Below are 22,748 nucleotides of genomic sequence, written 5' to 3'. Positions count from 1 at the left end.
GTCAGCGCGCCGGGGGCGCCCAGATTGCGAGGGCGGACGCGTCCACCGGACGGGGCAAGAGGCGTTCGGCCCGGAAGGCGTCGGCGATCTTCTGCTGCTCGGAGAGGCCGGTCCGGGTCACCGGCTCCACCCGGTAGCTGCGCCGCGCGTTCGCCCGCAGGATCACCTCCGGTTCGATCTTCCACAGGGGCGCCAGGCGCGCGGCCGCGTCGTCCGGCTGCGCCTTCACCCAGGCGCCGGTCTCGGCCAGCTGGACGAACAGCGCGGCAAGCACCGGACCGTTGGCGGCCACGTAGGGGTCGGCCGCGAGGTAGTAGCGCTTGTATTGTGACAGCCCGGTGCCGTCGCGCAGGACCCGCGCGCCGGATTGCTGCCGGGCGGCGGACAGGAACGGATCCCAGGCGACCCAGGCCTCGACGCCGCCGCTGGTGAGCGCGGCCCGGCCGTCCGCCGGCGTCAGGTAGGCCGGGGTGATGTCCTTGAAGGTCATGCCCGCCTCCGCGAGGGCGGCGAGCAGCAGGTAATGGCTGCCTGCACCCTTGGTGACGGCGACCCGCTGGCCGCGCAGGTCGGCCACTTTCTTGGCGGGCGAGGCTTCGGGCACCAGGATCGCCTGCGCGTCCGGGGAGGGCGCTTCCTGGGCGATGTAGGTGATCCGGGCCCCGGCTGCCTGCGCGAAGATCGGCACGGTGTCGGCCACGTCGGCCGAGACGTCGATCTGCCCGGCGTTCAGCGCCTCCATGATCGGAAGCCCGCTCGTGAATTCGTGCCAGGACAGCGCGGTCCCGAGGGGTGCCAGCGCCTTCTCCAGGTTGCCGTTCTGGCGCAGCAGCGCGATCAGCGTCGAGGACCGCTGGTAGCCGATCCGCAGTACCGTGGCCGCCCGGGCGGCGCGCTGAGGCGTGAGAAGGGCGACTGCGGCAAGGCCGGCGATCAGGCTTCGGCGGGAGGCGGGCATCGGGTGATCCGAGGTGGGGAGCGATGACGGCACTCTACCACCGGGCGCGGGCCTCCGGGGCAAGCGGCGGGTGTGACGCAGCCGGCCGATCCCGATCAGGTCGCCTGGCCGAGGATCTCCAGGATCGTCCGGCGCAGGCGAATGAGGTCGGGATCGTCCCTGTGGCGGGGGTAGGGGACCTCGACCGGGATTTCCGCCCGGATCGCGGCCGGGCGGTCGCCGAGCACGATCACGCGCTCGGCCAGGATCAGCGCCTCTTCGACGTCGTGCGTGACCAGCACTGCCGTGAAGCGTTTCTCCTGCCAGAGGCGCAGGATCTCGGCCTGCATGGCCAGCCGGGTCAGCGCGTCGAGCTTGCCCAACGGTTCGTCGAGGAGCAGCAGGCGCGGCTCGTTGACCAGCGCCCGGGCCAGGGCCGCCCGTTGGGCCATGCCGCCGGAGAGTTGGTGCGGATAGGCGTCCGCGAAGCCGGACAGCCCGACGAGCCCCAAGGCTTGCTCGATCCGCGCCGCGCGGGCCGTCCGGCCGACGCCCTGGGCCTCGAGCCCGAGCGCCACGTTCCCGCGCACGGTCCGCCAGGGGTAGAGCGTCGGATCCTGGAAGACGAGCAGGCGGGACGGATCCGGCCCCTCGACCAGCTGGCCGTCGACCGTGATGGCGCCCTGGTCGGGCGGCTCCAGCCCGGCGACGAGCCTCAGCAGCGTGGACTTGCCGCATCCCGAGGGGCCCAGCAGAGCCACGAACCCGCCCGGCGCGACGGTGAGGCTGACGCGATCGAGCACCGACAGGGGCGCGCCGCGGATATCGAAGGCGTGGCTCACCGCCTCCGCGTGCAGGCTCGCGCCGAGAACCAGGTTCGCTGGACGTTCCAACGCGTCGGCTACCATTGCACCAGCCCCTTCTGCCACGCGAGCAGGCGGTCGCGCAGACGGAACAGCAGGGTGATCAGCGACGAGCACATCAGGGCCATCACGATCAGCGCCGCGTACATGTTGGCGTAGGCCGCCCAACCTTGCGCCCATTGCAGGTACCAGCCGAGGCCCGATTTCACGCCGAGCATCTCGGCCACCACCAGCACCGCGAAGGAGCCGCCGAGCCCCATGAACAGCCCGACGAAGACGTGCGGCAGCGCTGCCGGGATCGCCACCCGCAGGATGAGGAAGCTGCGCGAGGCACCGAGCGTCCGCGCCACGTCGAAATAGGCCTTGTTGACGCCTGCCACCCCGGACCAGGTCAGCACCGTCACCGGGAAGCCGGTGGCCAGAGCGACCAGGAAGGTGCTGGCCGACCACGAAGACGGGAAGACGAAGAAGGCGAGCGGCAGCCACGCGGTCGCCGGGAGCGGGCCGACGAAGCGCAGCACCGGATGCGCCCAGTAGCCGACCGCCTTGGAGGTTCCGATGGCGACGCCGAGGACGAAGCCGACGCTCGACCCGATGGCGTAGCCGCCCGCCAGCAGGATCAGCGAGTTCAGCGTGCTGCCGCCGAGCTTTCGCCAATCGTCGAGGAATACCTCCAGGATCGCCTGGGGCGGCGGGAAGAACGGCATCGGCAGGAGATCGAGCTTCGCCGTGACCAGTTCCCAGGCCAGAAGGGCGACGGCCACCGCAGCCAGCCACGGGCTCCCGTGCCGCAGACGCGCCCCGATCGTGCCGAGCGAGCCGGCGAGGAGACCCAGCGGCAGCAGCGCGAGCCCGATGGCTGCCGATCCCTGCGCGAATACGGCCGTCCTCGGGAAGTCGCCCGCCTCGGGCAACTGCGATGTCAGGCCCGCGAGCGCCAGCCAGGCGAGGCCGGCCAGGACGATGCGCCAGGGCGGACCAGAAAGGCGGGCGGGTTCGGCGGCGGTGCTGCGCGGGGCCGTCCCGGCGGTGATGCTTCCGGACATGAGGCGGCTCAGCTCAGCACGTCGGCGTAGATCCGCTCGGCGAACTTCGCCGTATCGGTCGAGCGCTTCAGGACGTTCACCAGCTTCAGCTCATCGCCGTAACGGGCGAGTTGCTCCTTGAGACGGCCGCCGACCGGACTGTCGCCGTGCTGCTGGCTGCGCAGCATCGTGGCGAGATCCTCGATGGATCCCTTTCCGCCATACCCGGCAAACGCCTTCGCGGCCGCTTCCGGGTTCTCGTGGACGGCGTGGCCGCCCTCCAGGATCGCCCGGGTAAGGGACGCGGCGACCGCCCGGTCGTTCCGCAACAGGCTGCCGCGGACCGCCACGACGCAGCAGGTGCGGTCAGCGTATTCCCCCAACAGGTTCGTCGCGATCTCGGTGAAGCGCGGGTCCTTCAACCAGATCCAGGTGCGCGGGTCGCCTTCGGCCAGGGCCTGCGCCTCACCCTTCTGCACGGCGAGATTCAACAGGTCGGCCGGGTATTGCCGCCACGTGACGCCGCTGTCGGGGTCGATCCCGACCTTGGCCAGCTGAAGGCTGAAGAAGTTTTTGGCTGGGCTCGCCTGGTCGCTGATCGCGATGGTCTTGCCCTTGAGCGATTCGATGTCGGTGATGCCGCTGGACCTGTCGGCCAGCAGCCTCAGGCAGCCGCCATGCAGGCCGGCGGTGATCTTCACGTCGAAACCCTGCTCCAGGGGCTTGAGCCAGCGTAGAGCCATGCCGATCCCGGCATCGGCCTTGCCGGTCGCGATGGCCTCCAGGAGGGCCTCGGTCGCACCGCCGAAATTGACGAACTCGACGTCGAGGCCGTGCTTGGCGAAGATGCCCTGCTCCTTGGCGAGCGGGGCGGCGGCGGTGCAGATCGCCGTGGCGTTCCAGGCCAGCTTGACCGGCCGGAGCGGGCCCGATGGAGCCTCGACCGCCGCTGGCCGGCAGAGCGGACCGGGATCGAACGGCGCGCCGGGTCCGGGCGCCCAAGCCTGGCTCGCGCCCATCCCCAAGCCGAACGGGGCGGCCATCGCGGCGACGCCCGCCCGCAGCATCAGGCGGCGCGAGGGCATACGGCCGCACGCTTCGGATCCCGAATCTGACGGGTCGTCGATCATCGCACGTCTCCGGGCCGCGCGAACGCGCGGTAGGCTGGGCCGACGCAGGAGGTGGCCCGACCGCGCGGCCGAGCACATCGTGCATCCTCAATTCGGGTGAATGATCCGTCGAGGGATCAACGGATCCAACATTCAGTCAAGCCGACGCCGAGTCAATGAAAGCGTCTTCTGATCTTTTCGTGGACTCGGAAACGTTTTTCGCTTGCTTGCCCGAAAGACGCGGACGATCTCCAGCGCCGCCCCCGACGGCGGATCACTTCAGGCGGTGCCGACGCGATATTGGCGTGGCGGCTCGGTGCCGTTCACCGCGAAGGCGCCGACGATCCGGTCCCGGTAGATCCGTGGGTTGTGCGACGCGATGGTGCGGGCGTTGCGCCAGTAGCGGTCGAGGCCGAGCCTCTGCTTCACCGCCGAAGCGCCCAGCGCGTCGAACAGGATCGTGGTCGCCTCCAGCACGAGGTTGGTGACCACCGTGACCGCCTGGTTGACCTCGACATCGGCGAGCGCCGTGGCGCGCACCGCCTGCGCCTCGGTCCCCCGGCCACCCGCGTCGCGGTGCAGCTCATAGGCGCGCTGCAGGGCCTCGGCCGCCTTCAGCGCCACGGCGCCGGCCGCGTAGGCGTTGCCCCGCACCCGGCCGACCACGGCCAGGATCTGCGGATCCTCGGCATTCCGCCCGGTATTGCCGTGGCTGTAGACACGGGTCCGCTCGGCCACCAGGCGCCCGACATCCTCGGCGGCGGCACGCCCGATGCCGGCGAGCGTCGCGAGGTGGACGAGCTGGAAGAACGCCATCGCGTAGGGGAAGCGGGCCGGATCGGGCTTGATCAGGTCGGGCGGCAGGACGACGTCGTCGAAGCGGATCGTGCCGCTCGCGGTAAGCGCCTGGCCGAACCCGTCCCAGTCGTCGACGATCGCGACGCCCGGCGCACCGGTCGGGACAGCCGCCACCAGGGCCGCCCCGTCCTCGTCATCGGCCGAGAGGTGGATGTAGTCCGCGAACAGGGAGCCGGTGGTGTAGAATTTTCTGCCCGACACGACCCGCTCGGCACCCCGCCGACGGACCACGGTGTCGAACTGGCCGACCTTGGCGGATCCGGTCTCGGAGACACCGCTGCCCACGGTCTCGCCGGCGGCGATCCTGGCGATCCAGCGGGTCCGCCAGTCCGGCGCGGTCGAGCCAAGCACGTCCTCGGTGAAGCCGAAATGGGCGCGCAGGGCGTTGGTGACATTGGAATCGGCCTGCGACAGCTCGATCAGCAGGTTGAACAGCTCGGGCAGGCTGGCCCCGTGGCCGCCGGCCTCGGACGGCAGGCGCAACGTGGTGAAGCCGACCTCCTTCAGCCACCCGATCTCGGCATGCGGCAGGCGGTGCGTGCGGTCGCGCTCGACCGCGGTGGCGCGGATCCCGGCGAAGGTGGGCCGGAAGCGCGCGGCCAGATCCTCGTAGCGCTCGCTCGGGCCAGCGCCCCAACCCGCATCCCACTGCGCCATCGCCTGAAGCTTTCCACGTTGATCGACGCTGCCGAAAACCTGCAGGCCTTCGGGGCGGGACCTATGGATTCGCCAAGTCGAGCCACGATCTCAAGCCGGATCGCGGGAAAAACGACCGTCGTCGATCGATTTGGAACCTCAATCTCCTGACGAACGACTGCATGAACGCGTGGTTCTCGCGGCGCGCTCTTCGGCGGAACATCGTTCGAGCCGGAAAGCGGCACGCTCGGCCCAGTCCGGACTTATCGAGGCCCCGCGCGCGGAAAACGCTCAGCGGTGCCGCCGGACGAATCGCTTCGCGAACCACGGCCGGGTGCGCGCGGGGCGGTGCGTCCGCTACCAGCTCGGCAGCACGGTGCTGCCGAACGTCTTCTCGATGAACGCCTTGACCTCGGGGCTGCGGTAGCTGTCCACGAGCGCCTTCACCCAGGGCTGGTCGCGGTCGGCCTCGCGGACCGCCAGGAGGTTGACGTAGGGGCCCTTCGGCTCCTCCTTCAGGATCGCGTCCGAGGGCTTCAGGCCGGCGGGCGTGGCGAAGTTGGTGTTCACCGCGGCGGCGTCGACATCGTCCAGGGACCGGGGCGTCTGCGCCGCGTCGACCTCGATGAACCGGAGCTTGCGCGGGTTCTCGACGATGTCGGCCACCGTCGGCTTGAACCCGGTGCCGGCTCTCAGCTTGATCACGCCCTTGTCCTGCAGGAGCAGCAGCGAGCGGCCGCCATTGGTCGGGTCGTTCTGGATCGCCACCGTGCCGCCGGTCGGCACCGCGTCGAAGGTCTTATGGCGCTTCGAGTAGATCCCGAGCGGGAAGTTCACCGTCGTGGCGACGGCGACGATCTTGTAGCCGCGATCGGCCTTCTGGTTGTCGAGGAAGGGCTGGTTCTGGAACGAGTTCGCCTCGATCTCGCCGGCCGAGAGCGCCTCGTTCGGCACCACGTAATCCGAGAACTCGATGATCTGCAGGTCGAGGCCGTTGCGCGCCGCGACGGGTTTCGCCGCCTCGAGGATCTGCCCGTGCGGCCCCGGCGTCGCGCCGATGCGGACACGCTTCAGGGCCTCCGCGTGCCCGATACCGGGCATCATGAGGAGGGCGACAAGCACCAGGCGACGCAACATGGCGGACGATCTCGCGATTTCGGGGCCGACGTCTTATGCGGATCAGCTCTGGCGGTGGCGCCGGTTGAGCCGGCGCGCCAAGCGCTCGCCCGCACTCTGGAACACCTGCACGAGCACGATCAGGACGACCACGACCGCCAGCATCATGTCGGGCCGGAAGCGCTGGTAGCCGTAGCGGATGCCGAGGTCGCCGAGCCCGCCGCCGCCGACCGCGCCGGCCATGGCCGAGTAGCCGACCAGCGACACCACCGCGAGGGTCAGCCCCAGGACGATGCCGGGCAGCGCCTCCGGGATCAGCACCTTGCGGATGATCTGCGCCGGGCTCGCCCCGAACGCCCGGGCGGCCTCGACCAGGCCGTGATCGACCTCGCGGATCGCCGCCTCGACCAGCCGCGCGATGTAGGGCGTGGCCGCCACCGTCAGCGGCACGCTGGCGGCATAGGTTCCGATCGAGGTGCCCGCCACCAGGCGGGTGAACGGGATGATCGCCACGACCAGGATGATGAAGGGCGTCGAGCGCGTCGCGTTGACGATCACCCCGAGGGCGGCGTTCAGCGCGGGCGCCGCCAGCAGCTCGCCGCGCTGGCTCGTCGCCAGGAACACCCCCAGCGGCAGGCCGAACAGCGTGCCGATGGCGGACGCGAGCGCCACCATGGTCAGCGTGTCGGCGGTGGCCTGGACCAGGAGGGCGATGAGTTCAGGCGACACGGGCGGCTCCCTGCGCGACGTCTTGGGCGACGTCCTGGGCCGGCGGGAGATAGCCGAGGAATTCGGCCGGGATGCCGAGCGCGGCGAGATAGGCCTGGGCCCGCGCGGTGACGTCCGGCCCCGGCGACAGGCCGAGCGCCAGGGAGCCGAAGCGCCGGCCGGCGATCTCGTCCACCGCGCCGGCCAGGATCACCGCCTCGATCCCGGTCTCGCGCGCGAGCCGGGCGATGATCGCGGTGTCGGCCTGCGCCCCCCGCAGCGCGAGGCGCAGCACCGGCACGCCGCCGGGGCGCGGATCGGCGGTTATCCGTTCGGCCAGCGCGGCCGGCAGGTCGAGGCCGACCTCGCCGGCGAGGAGGCTGCGGGTCACCTCGGCCTGCGGCCGGGTGAACACCTCGTAGACCGTGCCGCGCTCCACGATCGCGCCGTGGTCGATCACCGCGACGTCGTCCGCCACCGCCCGGATCACCGACATCTCGTGGGTGATGAGCACGATGGTCAGGCCGAGGTCGCGATTGATCCGCTTCAGTAGCGCCAGGATCGCGCGGGTCGTCTCCGGGTCGAGGGCGGAGGTGGCCTCGTCCGAGAGCAGCACGTCCGGCTCGGTCGCGAGCGCCCGCGCGATGCCCACGCGCTGCTTCTGCCCGCCCGACAGCTCCGCCGGGTATCGCCCGGCCTGGGCCTCCAGCCCGACGCGGGCGAGCAGTTCCGCCACGCGGGCGCGGATCGCCCCGCGTTTCCAGCCCGCGAGTTCCAGGGGGAGGGCGACGTTGTCGGCCACATTCCGCGAGGACAGCAGGTTGAAGTGCTGGAAGATCATGCCGACCCGCGCCCGCACGGTCCGCAACTCCCGCTCGGGCAGGCTCGACACCTCCGCGTCGCCGACCATCACCCGCCCTGCGCTCGGCCGTTCGAGGCCGTTGATCAGGCGGATCAGCGTCGACTTGCCCGCACCGGAGCGCCCGATCACCCCGAGGATGGTCCCGGCCGGAACGGACAGGTCGATCCCGGACAGCGCCGTGACCAGCGCCGCGCCCTTCCGCGCCGGATAGGTCTTCGAGACGTTCTCGAACCGGATCAGCGGCACGTCGGCGGGTTCGCGGGGCGACGGCAGGGTGGACACAGCCTGTGGGTGCTCCTCGAGCGGGACCCGCGGGTCCGCAATATGATCGGGTGATCTGAGAGCAAGCTGTATGACGTTCGACGCCGAGCGGGGTCAAGGAAAGCCGGGTACATAGTTCGCCGCCGGCAGAGACTATTTTTTCACAATCCTGCTAGACGGCAGAGAATTATTCCATCTCGCATCGGCGGGCGACTGCACTCGCGGCCGAGAGAGCAGCGAACAGGTCCGCCGAAAACTCTGTCTTCAGAAATCTCCGTCCCCCGTCTTGCGGATCATGGAGAACGTCTGCTCTTCGAAGCGCTGCGCATTCGAAACCTTGTTTCATTGATCGCACCCCGCCCGCGGGTTTCAATAGTGATCGCGCACTTTAGCCACCGTCGAACCGGCCCTTTCGGTTTCGGCACGCACGCGGACGGGCGCTGGCCGACCGGAGACCACCATGACCGACGATATGCCCGCTGGACGGTCCCCGTCCCGCCGAAGCCTCCTCTTGGCCGGTCTGGGCGCGGCGGCGTTGCCCCTCGCGTCGCCCGCGGTGCTTGCAGCGGCGCGCGAGGTGAAGATCAGCATGCAGCGCTCCTCGGTGCTGTTCACGATCCTCAAGGTGAAGGGCACCCTGGCCGAGCGCTTGGCGCCGCTGGGCTTCACGCCGACCTGGCACCTGTTCACCAACGTCCTCGAACCGATGAATGCCGGCGCGGTCGACATCCACGCCGACGTCGCCGATGCGGTGCCGATCTTCACGCAGTCTGCGCGGGCGCCGCTGACCTTCTACGCCCGCGAGCGCGGCGCGCCGGCCGCCGAAGCGATCATCGTGCCGGCGAACTCATCGATCCGCACCGTCGCCGACCTCAAGGGCCGAACGGTGGGCGTCTCGCGCGGGTCCGGCAGCCATTACGTCCTGGCCGCGGCGCTGAAGAGGGCCGGCCTCGGCTTCGACGACATCCGGCCGGCCTATCTCCAAGCGCCCGAGGGGGCCGCCGCGTTCGAGCAGGGCAGCCTCGATGCCTGGTCGATCTGGGACCCGTTCCTGGCCTTCGCCGAGGCCAAGCGGCCGGTGCGCACCATCGCCGACGGATCAGGCCTGACCAGCTACCACCGCTATTACCTCGTGAACGACAGCTTCGTCGCCGCCCATCCGGAGGTGGTGGCCATCGTGTACCGGGCGCTGGTCGAAGCGGGCCAGTGGGCGAAGGCCAACCCGGATGCGGCGGTGGCGCTGCTGGCCCCCGTCTGGGGCGACCTGCCCCCCGCCGTCGTGGCCGCGGCCAATACCCGGCGTACCTACCGGGTGGAGCCGGTGGAGCGGGTCCAGCTCGGCGAGCAGCAGGCGATCGCCGACACCTTCCTCGACGCCAAGCTGATCCCGCGCCGGATCGACGCCACCGCCGTCCCGATCTGGACGCCGCCCGCGGTGAGGGGCTGACTCGATGGCCGACGCACCCCGTTTCGGCATCTGGGCCGCCGTCCACGGCTCCCGGGCCGCCCACCACGATCCCGACGAGCCGGACGACGCGAGCTGGGAGCGCAACCGCGCCCTGGTGCTCGCGGCCGAAGCCCTGGGCTTCGATTCCGTGCTGGTCGCGCAGCACACGATGAACCCCTACGACGAGCAGCGCGACCAGCTCGAAGCCTGGACCGCCACGGCGGCCTTGGCGGCCCTGACCCGGCGCATCGAGATCATCGCAGCGATCAAGCCGGGCCTGTACCACCCCGTGGTGCTGGCCAAGATGGCGCTCCAGATCGAGCACATCAGCGGCGGCCGCTTCGCGCTGAACCTCGTGAATGCCTGGAACCGGGCCGAGTTCGAGCGGGCCGGCCTACCGTTCCCGGCCCATGACGACCGCTATGCCTACGGCCGCGCGTGGATCAGCCTCGTGGACCGCCTGATGCGGGGTGAGCGCGTCACCGCGTCGGACGCGCATTTCCAGGTCCAGGACTACCAGCTTCGCCCGGCCGGCACCCATCGGCCGCGGCCCCGGATCTATGTCGGCGGCGAATCCGAACCCGCCCGGGCGCTGGCGGCCGACCATGCCGACGTCTGGTTCATCAACGGCCAGCCGCTGGATGAAGTCCGTGAATTGATCGCCGACATGCACCGCCGGCACGCGGCTAACGGGCCTTTGCGCTACGGCCTCTCGGCCTTCGTCATTGCCCGCGAGACCGACGCGGCGGCACAAGCCGAGCAGGACCGCCTCCTCGCCCTGGCGCAGCGGGACGCGGCGTTGCGCGCCGACACCCGCGCCCGGACCGATACGGCGAGCGTGATGTTCGCCAAGACCGACGCGGCGGCGAGCCGCCATGTCGGCACCAACGGCGGCACCGCGGCCGGGCTGGTGGGCAGCTACGAGACGGTGGCGGCCCGCATCCGCGCGTTCCACGAGGCCGGCATCGCCCTGTTCATGCTGCAGTTCCAGCCGTTCGAGGCCGAGATGCGCCGGTTCGCCGAGCACGTCCTGCCGCGCGTCCGCTGATCCGGGACCTTCGATGACCGCGCAGCGCCAGCTTCACCTCAACGTCAACCTGCTGCATTCCGGCGTCTATCCCTCGGCCTGGCGATTGCCGGACAGCCGGCCGGACGCCTTCGTCGACATCGACCACTACGTGCGCGTCGCCCGCATCGCGGAGCGGGGCGAGTTCGATGCGATCTTCCTGGCCGACACGCCGGCGATCAACGACCGGATCGACTACCGGCCGTTCATGGCGCTCGAACCGACCATCGTTCTGGCGAGCGTGGCCGCTGCGACCACCCATGTCGGGCTGATCGCCACTGCTTCGACCAGCTACAACGAGCCCTACAACCTGGCCCGGCGCTTCGCGACGCTCGACCTCGTCAGCCGCGGCCGGGTCGGGTGGAACGTGGTGACCACGGCGGATGCCGCCGCGGGCCGTAATTTCGGCTTCGCCGGGGTTTCCGAGCACGGGGCGCGCTACGACCGCGCCCGCGAGTTCACGGAGGTCGTCCACGCCCTCTGGGACAGCTGGGAGGACGACGCCCTGGTGGGCGACAAGGCGAGCGGGCGCTTCGCCGACGGCGACAAGGTCCACGCGATCGACCATCGCGGCGTCCATTACAGAGTCGCCGGCCCGCTCACCGTGCCGCGCTCGCCTCAGGGACGCCCCGTGACCGTCCAGGCCGGCGGCTCGGAGGACGGCCGCGCACTGGCCGCCGCCACCGCGGACGCGGTGTTCTCCCTCGCCCAGACCATCCCGGACGGCGCGGCCTATGCGGCCGACTTACGTGCCCGGGCCGCACGGTACGGCCGCGATCCGGCCGCCATCGTGGTGCTGCCCGGCCTCGCGACGGTGATCGGCGCCACGGAGGCCGAGGCGCGTCGGCGCCAGGACGCGCTGTGGGAGCTGGTTCCGGTGGAATACAGCGTGGCGCGCCTCGCCGGGACGCTCCGGATCGACCCAGAGCGCCTCCACCTCGACAAGCCGCTGCCCGATCCGCTGCCGCTGCCGCCCGATGCCAACCACACGATGTTCGCCGGCACCGTCGCGCTGGCCCGACGGGACAATCTGACGGTGCGTGCGTTGCTCCGCGCCCTCGGCGGCGGCGTCGGGCACCGCATCGTCGTGGGCACGCCAGAGCAGATCGCGGACGACATCGAGACCTGGTTCCGGGCGGGCGCCGCCGACGGGTTCAACCTGATGCCGGACGTCCTGCCGGAAGGCCTCGAAACCTTCGTGGACGCTGTCGTACCGATCCTGCAACGGCGCGGTCTGTTTCGGAGGGAGTATGGCGGCGTGACGCTCCGGGACCATCTCGGCCTCGATCGCCCGGCCTGGAAGCCTGCCGCCAACAGGGTTTAGCTGCTCACGACCCTGACGGGCGCCAGCGAGCTCCGCCTCGCCACCGAGCCATAAGAAAACCCGCCACGTCACTGAACGGGCGGGTTGAAACGAATGGTAGCGGGAGAGGGACTCGAACCCCCGACACGAGGATTATGATTCCTCTGCTCTAACCAGCTGAGCTACCCCGCCACGAGCCGCGTGTCCCGAACGGGACGGCGCGGCCAGCGGCCGGGGTATAGGGAGGGCGGGCGCGGGCTGTCAACGGTGTTATGCGCGGAAATTGGGGGCGCCGACAGGTCTTCGCTGCGAGGAGACCGCGACCGGGCCGCGGATGAATCGGGCCGTTGCGAAGAGTCCGACGGCGAACACCGCGGCGCCCAGATACGTCGCCGCCTGCGCGAAATCCGGGCCGACGAGACTTAGGGTGGAGGAATGGCCGGAGGCCGCGTCGACGGCCGTCAGGCCGATCCCGACGAAGCTCTCGCCGACCAGGAATCCGGAGGCGATCAGCACGCCGCGGCGGCGGGAGGCTTCGAGGTCCTCGGGCCCGGCGCCGCGGCGGCGCAGGGCGCGGGCGCACAGGAAGCCGAGCAGGCCGCCGAGCCCGATGGTCATCTCCACCGACAGCGGCAGGTACATGCCGATTCCCACGGTGAGCGCCGGGAAGCTGAACGCCCGGCGCTTGAGCGCGACTTCGAGGGCGACCATCACGGCGCCGAGGCCGCAGCCGATCAGCAACATCGGCCAGGGCAGGGTGCGGGCCACGATGCCGTCGGCGATCTGGGTCACCAGGGCGGCCTGCGGCACGGTGAGCGCCAGCGCCGGGTCCATGCCGGGGCGCGGCATCGAGCCGACGAATCCGTAGGCGCCGTAGAGCAGCGACAGCAGCGGCACGATCACCAGGGAGCCGACGGCGACGCCGACGATCAGTACCAGCTGCTGACGCCACGGCGTGGCATTGACGATCTGGCCGGTCTTGAGGTCCTGCAGGTTGTCGTTGGCGATCGACGCCGCGGTGACGATCACCGAGGCCGCCAGCAGCACCAGCGCGACGGTGACGCGCCGGGCCTCCGGTGTTCCGGCGGGGCCGAGCACCAGCGGCAGCAGGGCGGCGCCGACCATGGCGGTGAGGATCCCGATCCCGGAGATCGGGCTTGTCGAGGAGCCGAGCAAGCCGGCGAGGTAGCCGCAGACCGCCGCCATGGCGGCACCGAACACGAGGCAGAACAGCAGCCCGGCCGCCACCACGGCGGCGAGCATCGGGCCGGCGATGCCGAGATCGGCCGCGAAGCCGGCGAACAGCGCGCCGAGCGGCACGCATAGGGCCAGCGCGGCGACGCCCACCAGCGGCAGCGGCAGGTCGCGGTCCTGCCGGGCTGCAGAATGCGCCGGGTTGCCGGCGGCAAGCGCCACCCGGATGCTGCGGGCGATCGGCCGGACCAGCGTGGCCACGGTCCAGAACCCGCCGACCGCGATGATGCCGGCGCCGACGAGCCGGACCTGCCCGGACCAGATCGCCTGCGCGGCCGCGCCTGGCTCCAGCCCGGGCTGGGGCGTCAGGGCGGTCAAAACCGGGACCATGATGCCCCAGGCAATGACCACGCCGGTGAGCAGGGCCAGGCAGGCGCCGATCCCGACGAGGTAGCCGACACCGACCAGGGCCAGGGAAAAGCCGCTGCCGATGCTGAACACCGCGCCGCCCAGGCTGAAGGCGGTGAGCACGCCCTCGGCCAGGATGCGCAGGCCGCTGGTGGCGAAGGCGACGAGGCCGGAGCCGGCGGCCGCGGTCAGCAGGGTCGTGAGGCCGCGCTCATCGGAAGCGGAACCTTTGGAATCGGCATGGCCGGCGCGCAGCACTTCGGCGGCGGCGACACCCTCGGGGTAGGGGAGGTCGCTTCCGGTGACCAGCGCCCGGCGCAGGGGAATCGAGAAGGCGACGCCGAGCCACCCGCCGATCAGGCAGACCAGGCTGGTCTCCCAGAACGGGAAGCCGTGCCAGTGCCCGATCAGGACGAGGCCCGGAAGAACCAGGATCACGTTGCACAGGGTGCCGGCCGCCGAGGCCTGGGTCTGGACGATGTTGTTCTCGAGGATGCCGGCGCCGCCGACGAGGCGCAGGGCGCCCATCGAGATCAGCGCCGCCGGGATCGAGGACGAGAACGTCATTCCGGTCTTCAGGCCGAGATAGATGTTGGCGGCCATGAAGACGACCGTGATCAGCGCGCCGAGCACGATCCCGCGGGCCGTGATCTCCCGCCCATGCCCGCCCGCCGGGGCGCCCGCGTCCGTGACCGCCATCGCGCCCCCATCGGCCCACGCGGCCGGACATCTGTCCCAGGTTTCACGATAGCCCGATGGTCCGGGCGCCGCCGCCCCCTTATCTTGCGACACGTGGCCCCGCTTGGGGGCCACGCCGAAGCGGAGCGTCCGATGACACGCCTGTCCAAAACCGGTCTGATCGCCCTCCTCGCATGGTCCGTGCCGCTGGCGACCTCCGCGGTCCAAGCGGCCGGCGCCGGCACCCCGTACGCGGCGACGCTGAACAGCGGCAGCGAGGTGCCGGCGACCGATTCGAAGGGCACCGGCAGCATCACGGCGACCTACGATCCGGCCACCAAGCACCTGAGCTGGAACGGGACCTACAGTGGCTTGACCGGCCCGGTCACCGCCGCGCATTTCCATGGCCCGGCCGCCGCAGGCGCGAATGCCGGCGTCCTGGTGCCCGTGACCGCCACCAGCAGCCCGTTCTCCGGCGAGGCCACCCTCGACGATTCCAAGGCCGCCGACCTCGAAGCCGGCAAGCTCTACTTCAACCTCCACACCGCGGCGAATCCGAAGGGGGAGATCCGGGGGCAGGTCGAGCGCGCGCACTGAACGTCCCAAACGCCGGGAGACGCGGCTTCGCGCGGCAGCGCAGACCCTGTGCGACGGTGTGATCGTACACCGTCGGCGGCTCCGGCGGTCGATGATCTGGGCCGCGGATCTGGGCCGCGGTCCCCTTCTCATGTGCCGGGCGATCGAAGACCGCCCGGCCTCAAAGACGGGCGCGCGGTCGGGCAGGCTTCAGGCCCGGCATAGCTCCATGATCATGGCGAACGCGGGCGACGCGATCTCCGGCAGCGCGACAGCCTCGGCTGTGAAGAATCGCTGGATCGCTTCGCCATGCGGGACGACTACTTTTTAGCGCCTGCCGGGTGGCCCCTCCGGCAAATGACGCTTAGGCGGATTCTCCCGAGCAGCCGGAGGTGCCGATGAAGCAGATCGAGGCCATCATTGCGTGGACACCCGCCCGCTGGGCGGAGCTGCGGCCCGAGACGGCCGGGCAGATCGTGGTGCTGCCGGCCCCCGACACGGACGGTGCGGCGAAGCATTACATCATGCACGCGGGCGCGAGTTCCTCCGCGCTGGCGGCCCTGTCGGACGAGGCCCGGATCGCCCGCCTGTTCATCGATTTCCAGACGATCGTGGTGCGCGACGGGCTCGACCCGCAGGTCGTCCACCGCGCCTTCCTGGCGATCGACGAGTACCGATTCCGGATCGCGCCGGACACGGAGGGCGCCGAATTCGAGGACCCGCCCGAGGAGGATTAGCACCGCGCCTTGAAAACCGGGGCCACGCAGCAAGACCTGCGGCTGCGGAACGCCGACATCGTGGCAACGGCTTTCCTCGCTTGGAGCGCCGGGCCTGCCCGCTCTCGACTTTACCGGCTAGAACGCGCGCCTTCGAAATGTAGGCCCGTTCGGCGTAAGCGAACGCGCGAAAGCTAGGACGCTAGATCTGCTCCCGATCGCAACGTAACCGGGACCAGCTCTAGCGTCCGTCGGATCGCGTTTCGCAGGAGTCTTGGACGGAGCAGCGATTTGCAGGGTCGCCTGGCGTTAGCGACTTGCCGCGCATCGAAGGGGCGCGATCCGGAGATCCCCCGGGATGCCACAGGGCGGGGCTGAAGCCGGAGACGGCCGGGCAGATCGCAATGGTGCCCGCGCGCGACGGTGCCGGACCGAGCGGACCCATTTCCGGACGTATGTGAAACTGGCCCGCCGCTCGCGCAAGCGTGAGAATAACGAATACACATCCGCGCAGTGTGCCCTATGTCCCGGTCGGGTTCCGACACCACCGGAGGCTGGCCATGCCCCTATCCCGTCGCGCCGTCATCGCGGCTGCCACTCTGGCACCGCTCGCCGGCCGCTTGTCCTGGGCCGCGGAGCCACTGATCCGAAGGCCGATCCCATCGACTGGCGAGATGCTGCCGGCGTTGGGGATCGGCACCTCCCGGCGCTACGAGGTCGAACCGAATGCCGAGGCGGTCGCGCCCCTGAAGGCGGCGGTGCAGGCTTTCGTGTCGCTCGGCGGCACGGTGATCGACACGGCGCCGAGCTACGGCACCGCCGAGGACGTGCTGGGCCTGATCCTGGCCGAGCCCGGCCTGCGCGAGAAGCTGTTCCTGGCCAGCAAGGTCGACACGCAGGGTCGCGACGCGACGCGCGCGGAGTTCGAGCGGTCGCTGAAGCGGATGAAGGTCGAAAGCCTCGATCTGGTGGCGGTCCACAACCTGATCGACGTGGACGCGAATCTCGCGGTCCTGCGCGACCTGAAGGGTACCAAGCGGATTCGCTATGTCGGCGTCACAGTCTGGCGGGACGGCCAACTCGACGCCCTCGAGGCGGTGATGAAGCGCGAGACGCTCGACTTCATCCAGGTGAACTACGCCATCGACAACCGGGCCGCGGCCGAGCGCATTCTCCCGCTCGCCGCCGACAAGGGCGTGGCCGTGATGACCAACGTGCCGTTCGGCCGGGATCGCCTGTTCAAGGCGGTGCAGGGCAAGGAGCTGCCCGCGGTGGCCAAGGATCTCGGCTGCACCAGCTGGCCCCAGGTCTTCCTGAAATACGTGCTCGGCCACCCCGCCGTGACATGCCCGATCCCCGGCATGGCCAAGGTGGCCTATGTCGAGGACAACCTTGCCGCAGCCCGGGGCCCGCTCCCCGACGCGGCTCAGCGTAAGCAGATGGAGACCATCATCGATGCGGTCTGATCGCACCACGCGGCGCGCTGCGCTCGCCCTCGCCGCCGTCCTCATGACGGCCACCGCGGTTCCGGCCCTGGCGCAAGAGAGTGCCAAGAAAATACGGATCGGGGTGATCGGGGCCGGCAACATCGGCGGTACCATCGGCGGCCTCTGGGTGAAGGACGGCCACGAGGTGATGTTCGCCTCGCGCCATCCAGAGACCCTGGCGCCGATGATCGCGGAGCTTGGACCCAAGGCCAAGGCCGGGACGCCGGAGGAGGCGATCAAGTTCGGTGAGGCGGTGTTCGTCGCCGTGCCGTACAAGGCCTATCCCGACCTCGCGAAGGATTTGGCGGCGTCACTTTCCGGCAAGGTCGTGCTCGACGCCGGCAACGCCACGCAGAAGCGCGACGGCGCGCTCTACGACGAGGTTCAGGCGAACGGCATCGGGGCGACCTCGGCCAAGTACCTGCCGGGCGCCAAGGTGGTCCGGGCCTTCAACGCGGCCAACTACAAGGTGTTCGCGAAGGCGGGTGCGAACGGCGGCCAGGACCGCCAGGGCGGCCGGATGGCGATCCCGATCGCCGGCGACGATCCCGCGGCGCTGAAGGTGGCCGAGGGCCTTGTGCGCGATGCCGGCTTCGATCCGGTCGTCGTCGGCCCGCTCAAGGACGCCGACAAGTTCGCCATGGGGTCGCCCGGCTTCGGTCACGAGGCCACCGCCCCGGAGTTGCGCGAGAAGCTCGGGCTGGGGAAGTGACGGGCGCGTGCCTGAAACATCCGCGCCCCGCGGCCCGCTCGCGCGCCTGATCGACATCCGGCCCGGCGAGGGCCAGGCGCTCGCCTGGTCCTGGGCCTATATCTTCTCGATCCTGGCCGCCTACTACGTGCTGCGCCCGATCCGCGACCAGATGGGCGTGGCCGGGGGCATCGAGAACCTGCCGTGGCTCTTCACGGCGACGCTGGTCGGCATGCTCGCCCTGAACCTGCCCTTCGCCTACCTGGTGAAGCGCATGCCGCGGGCGCGGTTCGTGCCGATCACCTACCGGTTCTTCGCCGCCAACATCCTGGCCTTCGCGCTGGCCCTGTACCTGGCCCCGCCCGATTGGGGCATCTGGATCGGCCGGGTGTTCTTCGTCTGGCTGTCGATCTTCAACCTGTTCGTGGTCTCGATCTTCTGGGCCACCATCGTCGACGTCTTCTCGAACGACCAGAGCAAGCGCCTGTTCGGCTTCATCGCGGCCGGCGCGACCGTGGGGGCCATCACGGGCTCGGCCACCACCGCGATCCTCGCCAAGAACGTGCCGACCTGGGGCCTGATGCTCTGCGCGGTGGTGCTGCTCGAAGTCGCGGTGTTCTGCATGCGCGGGCTGGCGTCCCTGTCGGCGCGGCTCCACGCCGTTCCGGGCAGCGAGACCGTCAGCGACGGGCAGGACCGCACCATCGGCGGCAGCGTGCTGGCGGGCGTGACCCGCACCCTGGCGTCGCCCTACCTGCTCAACATCTCGCTGTTCCTGCTGCTGTTCTCGGTGACCTCGACCTTCCTGTATTTCGAGCAGGCCGGCATCGCCAAGCGGAGCTTCCCGGACCGGGGCGCGCAGACCGCGTTCTTCGCCAGCGTCGATCTCGCGGTGAACGTGCTGACCCTCGGCGTGCAGCTGTTCCTGACCGGGCGGATCGTCAAGCGGCTCGGCGTTGGGATCACCCTGGCGCTGCTGCCGGCCTTCAGCGTGCTGGGCTTCGCCGCGCTCGCCGTCTCGCCCACCATCGGGGTGATCGTGGCGTTCCAGGTCCTGCGCCGGGCCGGAAATTTTGCGATTGCCCGCCCGATCCGGGAAGTCCTGTTCACCGTGGTTCCGAGGGAAGATCGCTACAAGGCCAAGAGCTTCATCGACACGGTGGTCTATCGCCTGGGCGATCAGGTCGGGGCGTGGTCGTTCACCGGAATCCAGGGGCTCGGCCTCGGCAGCACCGGGATCGCCGGGGCGGCGGTACCGCTCTCGGTGGCCTGGCTGCTCAACAGCCTATGGCTCGGCCGGGCCCAGGATCGCCGTCAGGCTGCACTGGACGAGCCTGCACCAGACCCCGCTGCCTTGCCACGCGCCGCGCCGTAATCCGCCGCCGCTGGTGCCGAAGGGGCCGCCGCGTTAAGCGACGGTTTACCATGCGGCGCGAGATCTCGTGCTCAGCTCCGCCGGAGGGGGACGAGACGGTATGACGTGTCCGGCACAGCCCGGTCCGGGCTCGAAGGTCCGCGCCGCGGCTCTGCTCGTCCTGGTGGCGCTCGCCTCTGTGCCGGCCCGCGCGGAGGAGCCGCTGTTCATCCGCATCCGGCCGACGCAGGACGGCGACCGGACCGCCCGCGAGGCCCTGTGGGCGCGTCGTCAGGCCCATGCCCGCGCGGTGATCGAATCCGTCTGCACCGGCTGCCTCGGCGCCTGGAAACCGGAGCAGCCGGTACCCCCAGTTGCGACCCCCGGTCCCGCGCAGGCCAGGATTGCGGACCTTACTGCGCCGGCAGGGCTTGAAACCGACACCGGCTCCGGGGCATCCGAGCCAGCTTCCGATCCATCGCTTCCCGAGAGGCAACCATGACACAAGCGCATCCGACCAGCGGCGCCGAGCCCGATGTCGATTGCCCCGTGAGCCTCGAGGTTCTGGGCGAGGTCTACCGGGCCGACGAGTTCGACCTTCCGATGATCCTGGAGCAGATCACGCCTCTGAAGCGCGCCCAGCTCGCCGCCTACCTCTACGGCAAGAGCCACATGCACAAGCTCGGCCTGAAGGTGGCCCGCTCCTGCGACCGCGACGACCTGATTCGGGTCGCCGGCGAGATCGGCTCGGTGATCCACGGCCAGGCGCACCTGAAGCCGGCCAAGCCGGCCCCCGTCGCCGCCCCGGAACTGCGCGCCAAGACCCTGCCGGGCCAGAAGAAGGTCAGCCTCGCGGGCGCACCGGCCAAACCCGCGATCAGCCTGGGCGGCTCGGCGAAGGTCCGCAACTTCGACTGACCGCGACCGGCGCGTAGGCCGTCCCGTCGGGCGCACGGCCCGGCGTCGAGCCGGCCGCGAGCTCTGCGCCCGGCGCGCGGCTCGCATCGTGATCCCCAGGCGGAGCCGGGCCCCTGCGTTGCGTGTGCCCCGGCCTTCGGATAATCGCCCGCGATGAACACCGACCACGACAAGATCCTGATCGTCGATTTTGGCTCTCAGGTGACCCAGCTCATCGCCCGGCGGGTGCGGGAGGAGGGGGTCTATTGCGAGATCGTCCCCTTCACGAAGGCCGAGGCCGCGTTCCGCGAGCAGAAGCCGAAGGGCGTGATCCTCTCCGGCGGCCCCGAATCGGTGACCGTCGAGGCGAGCCCCCGGGCGCCGCAGCTCGTGTTCGAATCGGGCGTCCCGGTCTTCGGCATCTGCTACGGCCAGCAGACCATGGCGGCCCAGCTCGGCGGCGCGGTCGAGGGCGGGCACCACGCCGAGTTCGGCCGGGCCGAGGTCGAGATCCTGGCCGATTGCCCGCTGTTCAACGGCGTCTGGCATACGGGCGAGAAATATCCGGTTTGGATGAGCCACGGCGATCGGGTCACCAAGCTCCCGGACGGCTTCACCACCGTGGCGATCTCGAAGAACGCCCCCTTCGCGGCCGTGGCCGACGCGGCGCGCAACTACTACGCGGTGCAGTTCCACCCCGAGGTGGCCCACACCCCGCACGGCGCCCTGCTGATCCGCAACTTCGTGCGCGACATCGCCGGCTGTTCCGGCGACTGGACCATGGGCGCCTACCGCGAGGAGGCGATCGCCAAGATCCGCGAACAGGTCGGCGCGGAGAAGGTGATCTGCGGCCTGTCCGGCGGGGTCGATTCGGCCGTCGCCGCGGTGCTGATTCACGAGGCGATCGGCGATCAGCTGACCTGCGTGTTCGTCGATCACGGACTGCTCCGCCTGGGCGAGGCCGAGCAGGTCGTGGCGCTGTTCCGGGACCATTACAACATCCCGCTGGTCCACGTTGAGGCGAGCGGCATGTTCCTCTCGGCGCTCGAGGGCGTCAGCGACCCGGAGGTCAAACGGAAGACGATCGGCCGCCTGTTCATCGACGTGTTCGAAGCGGAATCGAAGAAGATCGGCGGCGCGGCGTTCCTGGCGCAGGGCACGCTCTACCCGGACGTGATCGAGAGCGTGTCGTTCACCGGCGGTCCGTCGGTGACGATCAAGAGCCACCACAATGTCGGCGGCCTGCCCGAGCGCATGAACATGAAGCTCGTGGAGCCGCTGCGCGAGCTGTTCAAGGACGAGGTCCGGGTGCTCGGCAAGGAACTCGGCCTGCCCGACGCCTTCGTCGGCCGCCATCCGTTCCCGGGTCCCGGCCTGGCCATCCGCTGCCCCGGCACGATCACGACGGAGAAGCTCGAGGCCCTGCGCAAGGCCGATGCGATCTATCTCGACGAGATCCGCCAGGCCGGCCTCTACGACACGATCTGGCAAGCCTTCGCGGTGATCCTCCCGGTGAAGACGGTGGGCGTGATGGGCGACGGCCGCACCTATGACCACGTCTGCGCCCTGCGCGCCGTGACCTCGGTGGACGGCATGACCGCCGACTTCTACCCGTTCGACATGGCCTTCCTGGGCCGGGTCGCAACCCGGATCATCAACGAGGTGAAGGGCATCAACCGGGTGACCTACGACATCACCTCGAAGCCGCCCGGCACGATCGAGTGGGAGTGACGGGCGCGCTTCGCAGCGATCGGACGACCGCTATGAACCCCCGCTCAGCAGCAGCTCGGCCGCGATCACCCACATGGTGATCGCGATCACGCCTTCGAGCACGCGCCACGCGGCCGGCTTGGCGAACAGGGGCCGGAGGATCGCGGCGCCGTAGCCCAGCGCGAAGAAGAACGCGACCGAGGCGCTCATCGCGCCCGCCGCGAAGGCGGGTTCCTGGCCGGGGAAGCGCGTCGAGATCGATCCGATCAGCAGCAGCGTGTCGAGATAGACGTGTGGGTTGAGCCAGGTCAGCGCGAGGCAGGTCGCGAGCGTCCGCCCGAGGCCGGCGGCGGATCCCGGGGCGGGCCGCAGCGCCTCGGTGGCTGCGAAGGCCGACCTGAGGCTGCGCGCGCCGTACCAGATCAGGAAGGCCGCGCCGGCATACAGCATCGCCGGCCGCAGCCAGGGGGCGACGACCACGAGGCTCTTGAAGCTGGTCACGCCGACCAGGATCAGGAGCGCGTCGGACGCCGCGCAGGTGGCGCAGACCAGCGCGACATGCTCGCCGCGCAGGCCCTGCCGCAGCACGAAGGCGTTCTGGGCACCGATGGCCAGGATCAGGCCGGCGCTGACGGAGAACCCGGTCAGATAGACGTCGAACACGCGGGGTTACTCATCGGAGGTCGAACGATCTTGGCGCTGTCGGCGCGGTATGCGTTCAAGAGCCAGAGATTGTCCAAGGTCATCGCTACGAAGCCCGCCGACACGGTGAGCGCAGCGAATCATCACTGCCCGGCGCCGTGTCATCCCCTGTGATGCTGACCGGGGTCACGTCGCTTCACACCT

Annotated in this window: 21 protein-coding genes and 1 tRNA gene; 11 read left to right on the top strand and 11 right to left on the bottom strand. The window is 70.2% G+C overall.

Annotation, left to right across the window (positions count from 1 at the left end):
* Window position 1: 1 nt before the first annotated feature.
* From ACYQPG_RS24400 to ACYQPG_RS24365, 8 genes are all read right to left on the bottom strand, one after another.
* The gene (locus tag ACYQPG_RS24400) at window positions 2–958 is read right to left on the bottom strand and encodes an aliphatic sulfonate ABC transporter substrate-binding protein (protein WP_461231921.1); all 957 of its coding nucleotides are present in this window, start codon (window positions 956–958) and stop codon (window positions 2–4) included.
* Window positions 959–1,053: 95 nt separating this feature from the next.
* On the bottom strand, window positions 1,054–1,845 hold the full coding sequence (locus tag ACYQPG_RS24395) for an ABC transporter ATP-binding protein (RefSeq protein ID WP_461231920.1): 792 nt from the start codon (window positions 1,843–1,845) through the stop codon (window positions 1,054–1,056).
* Window positions 1,839–2,846 (bottom strand): ABC transporter permease, encoded by a 1,008-nt coding sequence (locus ACYQPG_RS24390; RefSeq protein ID WP_147939348.1) that lies wholly within the window; start codon window positions 2,844–2,846, stop codon window positions 1,839–1,841. The genes ACYQPG_RS24395 and ACYQPG_RS24390 overlap by 7 nt, the downstream gene beginning before the upstream one ends.
* A gap of 8 nt (window positions 2,847–2,854) precedes the next feature.
* The gene (locus ACYQPG_RS24385) at window positions 2,855–3,955 is read right to left on the bottom strand and encodes an ABC transporter substrate-binding protein (protein WP_461231919.1); all 1,101 of its coding nucleotides are present in this window, start codon (window positions 3,953–3,955) and stop codon (window positions 2,855–2,857) included.
* Window positions 3,956–4,213: 258 nt separating this feature from the next.
* Window positions 4,214–5,449, bottom strand: a complete 1,236-nt coding sequence (locus ACYQPG_RS24380) for an acyl-CoA dehydrogenase family protein (RefSeq protein WP_461231918.1) — start codon at window positions 5,447–5,449, stop codon at window positions 4,214–4,216.
* A gap of 336 nt (window positions 5,450–5,785) precedes the next feature.
* Window positions 5,786–6,565 (bottom strand): MetQ/NlpA family ABC transporter substrate-binding protein, encoded by a 780-nt coding sequence (locus tag ACYQPG_RS24375; RefSeq protein ID WP_461231917.1) that lies wholly within the window; start codon window positions 6,563–6,565, stop codon window positions 5,786–5,788.
* Window positions 6,566–6,607: 42 nt separating this feature from the next.
* Window positions 6,608–7,273: a methionine ABC transporter permease gene (locus tag ACYQPG_RS24370; RefSeq protein WP_419830439.1), complete on the bottom strand. Its 666-nt coding sequence runs from the start codon at window positions 7,271–7,273 to the stop codon at window positions 6,608–6,610.
* On the bottom strand, window positions 7,263–8,396 hold the full coding sequence (locus ACYQPG_RS24365; RefSeq protein ID WP_419830438.1) for a methionine ABC transporter ATP-binding protein: 1,134 nt from the start codon (window positions 8,394–8,396) through the stop codon (window positions 7,263–7,265). Before ACYQPG_RS24365 ends, ACYQPG_RS24370 begins: the two co-directional genes overlap by 11 nt.
* A gap of 439 nt (window positions 8,397–8,835) precedes the next feature.
* Between ACYQPG_RS24365 and ACYQPG_RS24360 the strand changes: the two genes are divergently transcribed.
* Genes ACYQPG_RS24360 through ACYQPG_RS24350 form a run of 3 tightly spaced genes read left to right on the top strand, consistent with a single transcriptional unit; the run spans window position 8,836 to window position 12,212 of the window.
* Window positions 8,836–9,822 carry an ABC transporter substrate-binding protein gene (locus tag ACYQPG_RS24360; RefSeq protein ID WP_461231916.1) on the top strand — a complete coding sequence of 329 codons (987 nt, stop codon included), beginning with the start codon at window positions 8,836–8,838 and terminating at the stop codon, window positions 9,820–9,822.
* A 4-nt stretch (window positions 9,823–9,826) separates the two neighbouring features.
* Window positions 9,827–10,870 (top strand): LLM class flavin-dependent oxidoreductase, encoded by a 1,044-nt coding sequence (locus ACYQPG_RS24355; protein WP_419830436.1) that lies wholly within the window; start codon window positions 9,827–9,829, stop codon window positions 10,868–10,870.
* 13 nt (window positions 10,871–10,883) lie between these two features.
* Window positions 10,884–12,212: an LLM class flavin-dependent oxidoreductase gene (locus ACYQPG_RS24350; RefSeq protein WP_461231915.1), complete on the top strand. Its 1,329-nt coding sequence runs from the start codon at window positions 10,884–10,886 to the stop codon at window positions 12,210–12,212.
* 94 nt (window positions 12,213–12,306) lie between these two features.
* Here the strand turns inward: ACYQPG_RS24350 and ACYQPG_RS24345 are convergent.
* Window positions 12,307–12,383 (bottom strand) — tRNA-Met (locus ACYQPG_RS24345).
* Window positions 12,384–12,461: 78 nt separating this feature from the next.
* On the bottom strand, window positions 12,462–14,492 hold the full coding sequence (locus ACYQPG_RS24340) for an OPT family oligopeptide transporter (RefSeq protein ID WP_419830434.1): 2,031 nt from the start codon (window positions 14,490–14,492) through the stop codon (window positions 12,462–12,464).
* A gap of 132 nt (window positions 14,493–14,624) precedes the next feature.
* Between ACYQPG_RS24340 and ACYQPG_RS24335 the strand changes: the two genes are divergently transcribed.
* From ACYQPG_RS24335 to guaA, 8 genes are all read left to right on the top strand, one after another.
* Window positions 14,625–15,068 (top strand): CHRD domain-containing protein, encoded by a 444-nt coding sequence (locus ACYQPG_RS24335; RefSeq protein WP_147937908.1) that lies wholly within the window; start codon window positions 14,625–14,627, stop codon window positions 15,066–15,068.
* Between the two features lie 377 nt (window positions 15,069–15,445).
* Window positions 15,446–15,784 (top strand): hypothetical protein, encoded by a 339-nt coding sequence (locus tag ACYQPG_RS24330; RefSeq protein WP_147907745.1) that lies wholly within the window; start codon window positions 15,446–15,448, stop codon window positions 15,782–15,784.
* 539 nt (window positions 15,785–16,323) lie between these two features.
* A complete protein-coding gene (locus ACYQPG_RS24325; protein ID WP_461231914.1) occupies window positions 16,324–17,229 on the top strand; it encodes an aldo/keto reductase in 906 nt (301 codons plus the stop codon).
* Entirely contained in the window at window positions 17,219–17,962 is a 744-nt protein-coding gene (locus ACYQPG_RS24320) for an NADPH-dependent F420 reductase (protein WP_419830432.1), read from the top strand. Before ACYQPG_RS24325 ends, ACYQPG_RS24320 begins: the two co-directional genes overlap by 11 nt.
* 7 nt (window positions 17,963–17,969) lie before the next feature.
* The gene (locus ACYQPG_RS24315) at window positions 17,970–19,316 is read left to right on the top strand and encodes an NTP/NDP exchange transporter (RefSeq protein WP_419830431.1); all 1,347 of its coding nucleotides are present in this window, start codon (window positions 17,970–17,972) and stop codon (window positions 19,314–19,316) included.
* A gap of 100 nt (window positions 19,317–19,416) precedes the next feature.
* Window positions 19,417–19,797 (top strand): hypothetical protein, encoded by a 381-nt coding sequence (locus ACYQPG_RS24310; RefSeq protein WP_147907749.1) that lies wholly within the window; start codon window positions 19,417–19,419, stop codon window positions 19,795–19,797.
* Window positions 19,794–20,213, top strand: a complete 420-nt coding sequence (locus ACYQPG_RS24305) for a hypothetical protein (protein WP_461231913.1) — start codon at window positions 19,794–19,796, stop codon at window positions 20,211–20,213. The genes ACYQPG_RS24310 and ACYQPG_RS24305 overlap by 4 nt, the downstream gene beginning before the upstream one ends.
* Before the next feature lie 153 nt (window positions 20,214–20,366).
* A complete protein-coding gene (guaA, locus tag ACYQPG_RS24300) occupies window positions 20,367–21,923 on the top strand; it encodes a glutamine-hydrolyzing GMP synthase (RefSeq protein ID WP_147907751.1) in 1,557 nt (518 codons plus the stop codon).
* A gap of 30 nt (window positions 21,924–21,953) precedes the next feature.
* On the opposite strand, the gene ACYQPG_RS24295 is transcribed toward guaA, so the two are convergent.
* On the bottom strand, window positions 21,954–22,565 hold the full coding sequence (locus tag ACYQPG_RS24295) for a LysE/ArgO family amino acid transporter (protein WP_419830429.1): 612 nt from the start codon (window positions 22,563–22,565) through the stop codon (window positions 21,954–21,956).
* Window positions 22,566–22,748 lie beyond the last annotated feature (183 nt).

This window comes from Methylobacterium sp. CM6246 (genome assembly GCF_054818005.1).
This window is presented reverse-complemented; position numbering and strand designations above follow the sequence as displayed.

Coding starts and splice junctions, on each gene's coding strand:
- ACYQPG_RS24395 (WP_461231920.1), bottom strand. CDS start 1,845: ATGGTAGCCGACGCGTTGGAACGTCCAGCGAACCTGGTTCTCGGCGCG.
- ACYQPG_RS24390 (WP_147939348.1), bottom strand. CDS start 2,846: ATGTCCGGAAGCATCACCGCCGGGACGGCCCCGCGCAGCACCGCCGCC.
- guaA (WP_147907751.1), top strand. CDS start 20,367: ATGAACACCGACCACGACAAGATCCTGATCGTCGATTTTGGCTCTCAG.
- ACYQPG_RS24375 (WP_461231917.1), bottom strand. CDS start 6,565: ATGTTGCGTCGCCTGGTGCTTGTCGCCCTCCTCATGATGCCCGGTATC.
- ACYQPG_RS24310 (WP_147907749.1), top strand. CDS start 19,417: ATGACGTGTCCGGCACAGCCCGGTCCGGGCTCGAAGGTCCGCGCCGCG.
- ACYQPG_RS24400 (WP_461231921.1), bottom strand. CDS start 958: ATGCCCGCCTCCCGCCGAAGCCTGATCGCCGGCCTTGCCGCAGTCGCC.
- ACYQPG_RS24380 (WP_461231918.1), bottom strand. CDS start 5,449: ATGGCGCAGTGGGATGCGGGTTGGGGCGCTGGCCCGAGCGAGCGCTAC.
- ACYQPG_RS24335 (WP_147937908.1), top strand. CDS start 14,625: ATGACACGCCTGTCCAAAACCGGTCTGATCGCCCTCCTCGCATGGTCC.
- ACYQPG_RS24340 (WP_419830434.1), bottom strand. CDS start 14,492: ATGGCGGTCACGGACGCGGGCGCCCCGGCGGGCGGGCATGGGCGGGAG.
- ACYQPG_RS24350 (WP_461231915.1), top strand. CDS start 10,884: ATGACCGCGCAGCGCCAGCTTCACCTCAACGTCAACCTGCTGCATTCC.
- ACYQPG_RS24305 (WP_461231913.1), top strand. CDS start 19,794: ATGACACAAGCGCATCCGACCAGCGGCGCCGAGCCCGATGTCGATTGC.
- ACYQPG_RS24360 (WP_461231916.1), top strand. CDS start 8,836: ATGACCGACGATATGCCCGCTGGACGGTCCCCGTCCCGCCGAAGCCTC.
- ACYQPG_RS24330 (WP_147907745.1), top strand. CDS start 15,446: ATGAAGCAGATCGAGGCCATCATTGCGTGGACACCCGCCCGCTGGGCG.
- ACYQPG_RS24355 (WP_419830436.1), top strand. CDS start 9,827: ATGGCCGACGCACCCCGTTTCGGCATCTGGGCCGCCGTCCACGGCTCC.
- ACYQPG_RS24320 (WP_419830432.1), top strand. CDS start 17,219: ATGCGGTCTGATCGCACCACGCGGCGCGCTGCGCTCGCCCTCGCCGCC.
- ACYQPG_RS24385 (WP_461231919.1), bottom strand. CDS start 3,955: ATGATCGACGACCCGTCAGATTCGGGATCCGAAGCGTGCGGCCGTATG.
- ACYQPG_RS24325 (WP_461231914.1), top strand. CDS start 16,324: ATGCCCCTATCCCGTCGCGCCGTCATCGCGGCTGCCACTCTGGCACCG.